The 7,726-nt window shown below is 58.2% G+C and carries 7 protein-coding genes; all 7 read left to right on the forward strand.

The features are described 5' to 3' along the window. Positions 1 to 2: 2 nt before the first annotated feature. Positions 3 to 503 carry a hydrogenase maturation protease gene (locus tag VEG30_00685; GenBank protein ID HXZ78414.1) on the forward strand — a complete coding sequence of 167 codons (501 nt, stop codon included), beginning with the start codon at positions 3 to 5 and terminating at the stop codon, positions 501 to 503. After that, positions 500 to 2,386 (forward strand): proton-conducting transporter membrane subunit, encoded by a 1,887-nt coding sequence (locus VEG30_00690; GenBank protein HXZ78415.1) that lies wholly within the window; start codon positions 500 to 502, stop codon positions 2,384 to 2,386. The genes VEG30_00685 and VEG30_00690 overlap by 4 nt, the downstream gene beginning before the upstream one ends. Beyond that, positions 2,383 to 4,080: an NADH-quinone oxidoreductase subunit C gene (locus tag VEG30_00695; GenBank protein HXZ78416.1), complete on the forward strand. Its 1,698-nt coding sequence runs from the start codon at positions 2,383 to 2,385 to the stop codon at positions 4,078 to 4,080. Before VEG30_00690 ends, VEG30_00695 begins: the two co-directional genes overlap by 4 nt. Then, positions 4,077 to 4,991: a complex I subunit 1 family protein gene (locus VEG30_00700; protein HXZ78417.1), complete on the forward strand. Its 915-nt coding sequence runs from the start codon at positions 4,077 to 4,079 to the stop codon at positions 4,989 to 4,991. The genes VEG30_00695 and VEG30_00700 overlap by 4 nt, the downstream gene beginning before the upstream one ends. A gap of 15 nt (positions 4,992 to 5,006) precedes the next feature. Then, entirely contained in the window at positions 5,007 to 5,525 is a 519-nt protein-coding gene (locus VEG30_00705; protein HXZ78418.1) for a 4Fe-4S dicluster domain-containing protein, read from the forward strand. Next, positions 5,512 to 6,075, forward strand: a complete 564-nt coding sequence (locus VEG30_00710) for an NADH-quinone oxidoreductase subunit B family protein (protein HXZ78419.1) — start codon at positions 5,512 to 5,514, stop codon at positions 6,073 to 6,075. Before VEG30_00705 ends, VEG30_00710 begins: the two co-directional genes overlap by 14 nt. A gap of 1,211 nt (positions 6,076 to 7,286) precedes the next feature. Beyond that, a partial coding sequence (locus tag VEG30_00715) for a Glu/Leu/Phe/Val dehydrogenase dimerization domain-containing protein (protein HXZ78420.1) occupies positions 7,287 to 7,726 on the forward strand: 440 nt, incomplete at its 3' end.

Raw genomic sequence — 7,726 nt, forward strand, 5'->3', positions numbered from 1 at the left:
ACTTGCGCGCACAACTCGCCGATTTGCTAAGAGGACAGGTGGGCTTTGTTGGTATCGGCAATGTGGACTGCGCTGATGATGGCTTTGGGGTGCAACTCGCGGAGGCGCTGCTGGCTAAAGGTGTGCCGAATGTTTTCGTGGCAAGGAGCACACCAGAGCGGTGGATCGGCCGCATCGCCGATGAACACTTTTCGACCCTGCTGTTCCTCGACGCGGTTGATTTCGGTGCTGACGCGGGCTCGCTCGTGTTGATGAAGAGCGCAGAAATCGCCGAACGATTCCCTCAGATTTCGACTCACAAGATTTCGCTCGGGGTTTTGGCGCGCTGCGCGGAGGCCAACGGCGACACGCGGGTCTGGTTGCTGGGAGCACAACCAGAATCGGTTTCCTTTGGCAAACAATTGTCACCGGTCCTGCAGACGACGATAAGTGCTGTCTCCACACTGCTCGGCGAACTCGCGTGTGAGGGCAGGGCGACAGCCTCGGGAGGGGTGGGACAATGACGCCGGAACGCGCGATTGTCGCTGCGATCCTGCTCTGCATTGCGGGCGCGGTAATAACGCTCTTATGCGCACGGTTCCGAACCCTGGCGGCCTGGGTTTCATTCGCCGTCACCGCGGCCAGTGCTGTTCTCGTCGTGTTTGCCTGCGGACGTGTCTGGCTTCTTGCACCCTCGGAAAAGCCGGCGAGTTTCTGGTCGATGCCCAACCTCAGTTTCGCGTTGCGCCTGCACGTGGACGGGCTCAATTCCGTGTTTCTATTGCTGGCCGTTGCGATTGCTGTTCCTGCGGCACTGTACTCGATCTCCTACATGCAGCATTACTCGGCCTACGGTGTCGCCCGTTACTACCCGAATTTTCTATTGTTCCTCGCTGCCATGTACGGCTTGCTTACCACGACGGACATGATGTGGTTCTTCTTCATATTTTGGCAATTGATGACCCTGCCCGGTTATGCACTGATCCGTTTCGAACGGCACAAACCGACCGCGGTTCGGGCCGCAAACAAGTACCTGATCATGATGCAGATCGCCTGTGCATTCACGTTGATTGGCGCGCAAATCGTGGCCACGGCTGTCGGCGAAGGCAGTCTCAAGTACGACTTTCAAACCGTGAGTGCACACCTGCCGCGACTGCTCGCCGCCCAACCCTTTCTGGCGCAATTCGCATTCGCTCTGTTCATGATCGGATTCGGGATCAAGATGGGCATGTGGCCTTTCGGGCAAGTGTGGCTGCCGGACGCGCATCCAGCCGCGCCTTCGCCAGTCAGTGCAATGTTGTCAGGGGTGATGATCAAAACCGGCGTTTACGGATTGATTCGCTATTTTCTGTGGCTGGTCCCGGCACAAGCCCTCGATCTGTATCCCCTGCATAGTTGGGGAAATATTGTTGCGGCGCTTGGCACAGTTACGCTGTTCACCGGCACCACGCAGGCGCTGCAACAGGAGCAGTCGAAGCGCTTACTCGCCTATCACAGCATCGGCCAGATCGGCTACATCCTACTGGGAACCGGCATATGCATGGCGCTATTGCCTGCTGGCGCGGCGCTGGCGCCAGTTGCTGCGCTCGCGCTGTTCGGGGCGCTGTTGCATGTTGCCAATCATGGGCTCTTCAAGGGGCTTCTGTTTTTCAACGCCGGGTCCATGTTATACGCGACCGGCACGCAGGACTTGAACCGTGTCAGCGGATTGATGCGCTTCATGCCTATAACCGCAGTGACCACCCTGGTGGCTTCCTGCTCGATTTCCGGCGTGCCCCTGTTCAATGGTTTTATCAGCAAATGGACGATCTACGTAGCAGCCCTGCGCGGAGCTACTGCCGCCCATTATCTGGTAGTGTGCGCCATCGCCGCCATTTTTATCAGTGGCGTGACGCTCGCGTCGTTCATCAAGTTCTTCGGCGCGAGCTTCATGTCGCGTGCCAGTGCCCTGGTGCTGGCGTGCGCGCAAACCCGGCGCTTGGAGCCCGGCTGGCTGATGCAGATCCCTCAGCTTTTTCTCGCGCTGCTCTGCATCTTGCTCGGGCTCTGGCCTGCAATAGGGTTTGCGCTGGTGCGACGCGCCATCTCCCACAACCCGGAGGCTGTGATCGCGCGCCTTGCAGATGTGGTCCCGGTGAATTCCGGCGGGTTGAGCGGTGCAGAACTGCTCAACTCCGGCCGATTTGTGCCCCTGGCTCTGGTGGCAGTCATGGCATTGATGTTTGCGGTCGCGGCCGCTGCCTCAAAGATCGGTGGCGCGCGGCGCCGCACTGCCGCTTTATGGCTCTGTGGATACGCAACTGAATCCGACTGCTACCGCTATGTCGCTCACAATTTTTACGGTGAGCTGAAAACCTATTTTCGCTACCTGGGAGGCTCGGCGGCGAAGGCCGAGAAGCACCCATGATCGCTCGCCAATTGTTCATATTGCTGAAGGATGGCTTCGGCCAAGCCATCAAGCGCGCTGACCTTGCGAGCGACCAGCGCTTGTTCATTTTTGTGGAGCCTGCGGCACTGAAAGGCATCTGCTATTACCTCTTCCGTCGCTATGATGCCCGCTACGTGCTTACGATGGGAGCGGATGATCGCCCTTACAGCGGGAACTTCCTGGTTGCGCACAACTTTGCGCTGGATCGCGATCACCTACTGTTCAGTGTCCTTGCATACCTTCCCAGCGATAACCCTGAAGTCGAGACTATTTCCGACGTCGTACCGGCGGCGAGCTGGGGCGAACGCGAGATGTGGGATTTGGTTGGCATTCGGCCGGTTGGGCATCGCTATCTGAAGCGCCTCGTCCTGCCCGACGGATGGCCTGAAGGCGTCCACCCGCTGCGCAAAGATGTGCCCTGGAACCACGTTCCCGAAGCCTTCGACAGCCGCCGCGAGTTCACGTTTGATGAACCGCCGGAAGGCTGTACGGTGGTGCCCTTCGGTCCGTTTCATCCCACGCTCGACGAGCCCGCGCACTTCCGGCTCTACGTGGAAGGTGAATTCGTCCGTGGGTGCGAGTACCGCGGATTCATGGCCCATCGCGGTATCGAGAAGCTGGCCGAATCGGTGATGGGCTATGACGATATCCCGATGCTAGCCGAGCGCATCTGCGGAATTTGCGGTTGCGTACATAGTGTGGCGTACGCACAAGCTGTCGAATCAGCCGCCGCGATCACCCCGCCTCGGCGCGCCGAGTTTATCCGCACCATCATGCTGGAACTGGAGCGGCTCCACAGCCACCTGCTCTGGGTCGGACTTGCGTGTCACGTTCTGGGATTCGACACCCTGTTCATGCATGCGTTCCGCATCCGTGAACCAGTCATGCGGATTGCAGAGAAGATCAGTGGCAATCGCAAGACTTATTCCTTGTGCGTAATCGGCGGCGTGCGCTGCGACATCAGCCTTGAACTGCAATTAGAGCTTCGCTCCGTGCTGGAAAAGCTAGAGGAAGAGTGGAAAGCAGTGGTTGCGGCGGTCAGCGGAGACCGCAATATTCAGCGACGCACACGGGGAGTGGGGGTTGCTGATCCTGCGCTCGTCAAGGATTCCGCTGCAGTCGGCCCGGTAGCGCGAGCGGCCGGTGTCGACATCGATTGCCGACGCGATCATCCCTATGCGGCCTACAGTCGCGTTTCCTTGGAGGTGATAACTGAGCAGGATGGGGACGTTTGGTCGCGTTTACTGGTGCGAATGAAAGAGGTGTTTCAATCCACTCGCATCATCCGGCAGTGCCTGGAAAAGATGGAGGCCGGCCCGCTGCAGGCTGCAATTGAGGAGGAGTTGCCCGCCGCTCGCATGGGGCTAAGTTCCGTAGAGGCGCCGCGTGGCGAGAGCCACCACTTCATTGTCACCGGCGAGAACAATCGGCCGCGTCGGTGGCGAGTTCGCGCCCCGACTTATCAAAACCTGCAAGCTGTCCCCACCATGATCAAGGATCAGCGGATCGCAGATATGACGATCTCGCTCGCCAGCATCGACCCGTGCTTTTCCTGCACCGATCGGCTGGAAACCATTGATGTGCATTCGGGAACACTGAAGGTCTGGACCCAGGAAGAACTGTTGCGGGCAACCCAGTCAGCCCGGAGTGCGGCGCGAGGAGAAAACGCGTGATTGCAAGCGTCACTGCTGGCCTGCTGAACGTGGTTATGGTGCTCCTCGTGTCTCCTTTCCTCCACGGACTGCAGAGAAAGATCGTCGCGCGCATCCAGGCGCGCCAGGGACCTCCGCTGTGGCAGCCTTACTACGATTTGCTCAAGCTGGCCGGCAAAGAAGATATCGAAGTTGGTGAGGTACCTGCTATGCAGCGCTTTGCAGCTTATCTCGCGCTGGCAGTCGTGCTGACGATTGCGTTTGTCCTGCCGATGGGAACCGCGGCCCCGGGTGCGAGCATCGGGGATGCGATCATGCTTGTATATTTGCTCACCCTCATGGGCATTTGCACCATCCTGGCGGGCCTCGCTGCCGGGTCGACGTATTCGTTGGTCGGGATCAGCCGGGAGATGATGAGCATGGTCACACTTGAGCCCCTGTTCGCCGTTGCCGTGCTGATCGCCGGTTTGCACGTTGGATCGCTGCATCTCGACCTCGTATTGAAGGGAGGAGTGTATGCGGTAGCAGGAATTCCCTGGTCGGGCCTTGCGATGCTGGCTCTGATGCTGCTCGCCTTTCAGGCTTTTGTGCAGCGAATTCCGTTCGACACCTCGGAAGCCGAAACCGAGCTCATCGAGGGTCCGTTGATGGAATACTCCGGCCCCAAGCTGGCGCTGTTCAAGTATGCCCAAATGGCGAAGCTGGTAGTCTTTGCTGCGCTGTTCATCGGATTGTTCGCGCCCTGGTCCGGGACCTCGAACCTGCTCATTGCCTGGTTAGTCTTTTGGCTGAAAGTGGTCGTGCTGATGCTGTTTGTCACCGCCATCGCGGCGCTCCACGCCCGCTACCGCATTGACCAGGCCATCCGCTACTTTGTGGTCATGGACATCGCATCTTTGGGAGCACTGGTGGTTGCTGCGTATGGTCACTGAGAAGGCGAACAGGTGATGCTGAGCAAACTCAAAGAAACGTTGCTTTGTCTTAGGCCGGGAAAGGTGACTCTGCCCTATCCCGCCCAGGCGCAACCCACCCCGGAAAACTTCCGTGGCGTGCCCCGCTGGAACGGCGACAAGTGCATCGGTTGTGCCGGCTGTGCCAGCAACTGTTCGGCACGCGCAATTCTGGTAACCGACATCTGCCAGGAAATTCGCGTTTTGAACTATATCGGGAACCGCTGCACTTATTGTGGCCGCTGCGCCGAGGTCTGCCCCGAAAAGGCCATCACTATGAGCCGCGACTTTGAGCAGGCTACGAATGATGTAGCCGATCTACGGCAACGATTGGAGTTGTTCATGAGCACCTGCCAGCGCTGCGGACGTTGTTTCAAGATTTCCGATGTGTTGGAGCAATTGAAAATGCCAGGGTATCGCTTTGACGATTTCGAGCAGGCGCGCTGGGTATGCCGTTCGCGATCATTCTTTGAGGGGGATCCGCTGGTCGACGATATTCGCATTGAACTCGACTAGCACCGAGGTAGCCATGCTGGAGAACCTGTGCCAGAAGATGTTCCGCCGTTCGCTGTGGGTCTATCATGCGAACAGTGGCGGCTGTAATGGGTGCGATATCGAAGTCCTCAACGTGCTCACGCCCTATTACGACGTGGAGCGGTTCGGGATCAAGCTGGTCGGATCGCCACGGCACGCGGACGTGATGCTCTGCCAGGGACCGGCTCTCCGTTCGACTGCCGACGCGCTGCGTCGCGCTTACGAGGCGATGCCTGCGCCCAAGCTGGTGTTTGCCATCGGATCGTGCGCTTGTGGAGGAGGCCTGTGGTTCGACAGTTATGCCGTTCTCGGTGCGGTGGAGAAGGTCATCCCCGTCAACTTTTATATACCCGGCTGTCCACCTCGGCCTGAGGCCATCATTTACGGCGTGGCGGTTGCTCTCGGCATGGTGGAGAAGAAAGCCGCTCCCGTTGTATTCAAGCAGGCAGAATTTCCCATTCCCACCTATCACCCCGATCAGCTCTGCGGCGAAAACGAACTGGTCGTCTATGAGAAGTCAGAAAAGGTGTAGCCACGCGCTTGCCCTCATGAACTAGCTGCGACAAAGGCGAAGGAATTCCATTTACGAGCAACAGATCGATTTCGGTGTGGGGCACTCCGAGTGCTTCGATCATGTCTTTGAGCGAGCTGCTGAATTCAGAGTCATGCACGAACTCAACCTGCTTCCGTTCCGGCGGAAGGAAAATCGTTGAGAGCTGGGTAGAAACGGAACGACTTTGGGAGAACGCTCTTCAAGAATTAGGTGTTGGCATGTTCAATGCGGTCTCACGCAAACACAGGATGACCTGCGAATCAGGAGCACTTGGAGAAATCTCCCGAGCAAATATGCTGGCGTGCGGCAGGCTTGGTACCTTGTGTGCAGCGCTTCCCGAAACGGGAGGCAAATCACCAGTGTGACGCAGTAGCTTGACCTCAAAGGGGATGGCGGCCTAGCGTTTAGATGGCGCATGGGGGGTGGTCTATGTATTTATGTCCCTATTGCGCGGTAGATTACACGCTTGAGAGACCGTGTTTCTGCCATCCACCGCCCCCAATCAAGTCAACCTCTGCGAGAGTGCCAGAGGTGGAAGGTGCTTGGGGCGAGGCGGCAGCGGCTTGGTCCTTGAAGTCAGATCTTCCCGCAGAACCCCTACCCGAACCAGTTTTGGTCGAGGTTTGCTTCCTTCACTCACCCTCTCAACATGCAACTCCGCCGTCCCGGGTTCAAGTGCCGTGGGGCGAAGCAGCGGCAGGCTGGTCGTTCGATGTACCTGCCGGTTCGCAATTCCCAGAGACTCCCAGGGTTGAAGACTGCGTTCACGTGGGAGACACGGTAAAGAGCATTCCGACTTCCAAGCACATCGTAAATGGTCCGTGGGGCGAGGCCGCGCCAGCCTGGTCACTCGGGCCGGGTGTTAAAGCGGAACCGCTACCTGAGCCGCGCACAGTTGGAGACTGCTCCCGCCTTGTGTCGCTTCGCTTGAAGCGAACCTGCATTGCGGGAGTGCGTGCGAGAGTCCCCTGGGGAGACGCCGGAGAAGTGTGGTCTGTGGAGCAAGATGTCGCCACGGAAACGGTAAGGCAACCCCCCTGAAAGATCCCTCGCCATTTGAAGGCTAGTTGATCTCGTGGCCACGAAGTTCGCAGGAAAGGAGATCAGCCGGTTCACCCAATTCCCCCGTGGTAATGGGGAAAGAGATCTGCCTGCCAGGATATTTTTTGACTGGGGGCAAAGGAGGGCTTATGGCTACGACAGTCACGGCGCCGCGAATCAAAGCTACGCCGAGCGACTATATAGACGACGTCATGAACGAGGTGAAGGCGAAGAACCCCGCCGAACCTGAATTTCATCAAGCGGTTCAAGAAGTACTGGATTCTCTGCGGCTGGTCTTGCCGAAGCATCCGGAATACCAGTCGACCCGACTCCTGGAGCGGATCGTTGAGCCGGAACGTGTCATCATGTTTCGCGTGCCGTGGTTCGACGATCATGGCGAGATGCAGGTTAATCGTGGATACCGCATCCAGATGAACAGCGCCATCGGGCCTTACAAGGGCGGCCTGCGCTTCCATCCCACCGTTAATCTGGGCATCTTAAAGTTCCTCGCATTTGAGCAGGTCTTCAAGAACTCACTGACTACGCTAATGATGGGAGGCGCGAAGGGTGGCTCGGACTTCGATCCTAA

The organism is Terriglobales bacterium (assembly GCA_035624455.1).
Lineage (GTDB): Bacteria > Acidobacteriota > Terriglobia > Terriglobales > Acidobacteriaceae > DASPRM01.

What these genes read in the sequence shown, in the direction of transcription:
- VEG30_00705 (HXZ78418.1), top strand. Translation starts at nt 5,007, where the DNA reads ATGCTGAGCAAACTCAAAGAAACGTTGCTTTGTCTTAGGCCGGGAAAG.
- VEG30_00695 (HXZ78416.1), top strand. Translation starts at nt 2,383, where the DNA reads ATGATCGCTCGCCAATTGTTCATATTGCTGAAGGATGGCTTCGGCCAA.
- VEG30_00690 (HXZ78415.1), top strand. Translation starts at nt 500, where the DNA reads ATGACGCCGGAACGCGCGATTGTCGCTGCGATCCTGCTCTGCATTGCG.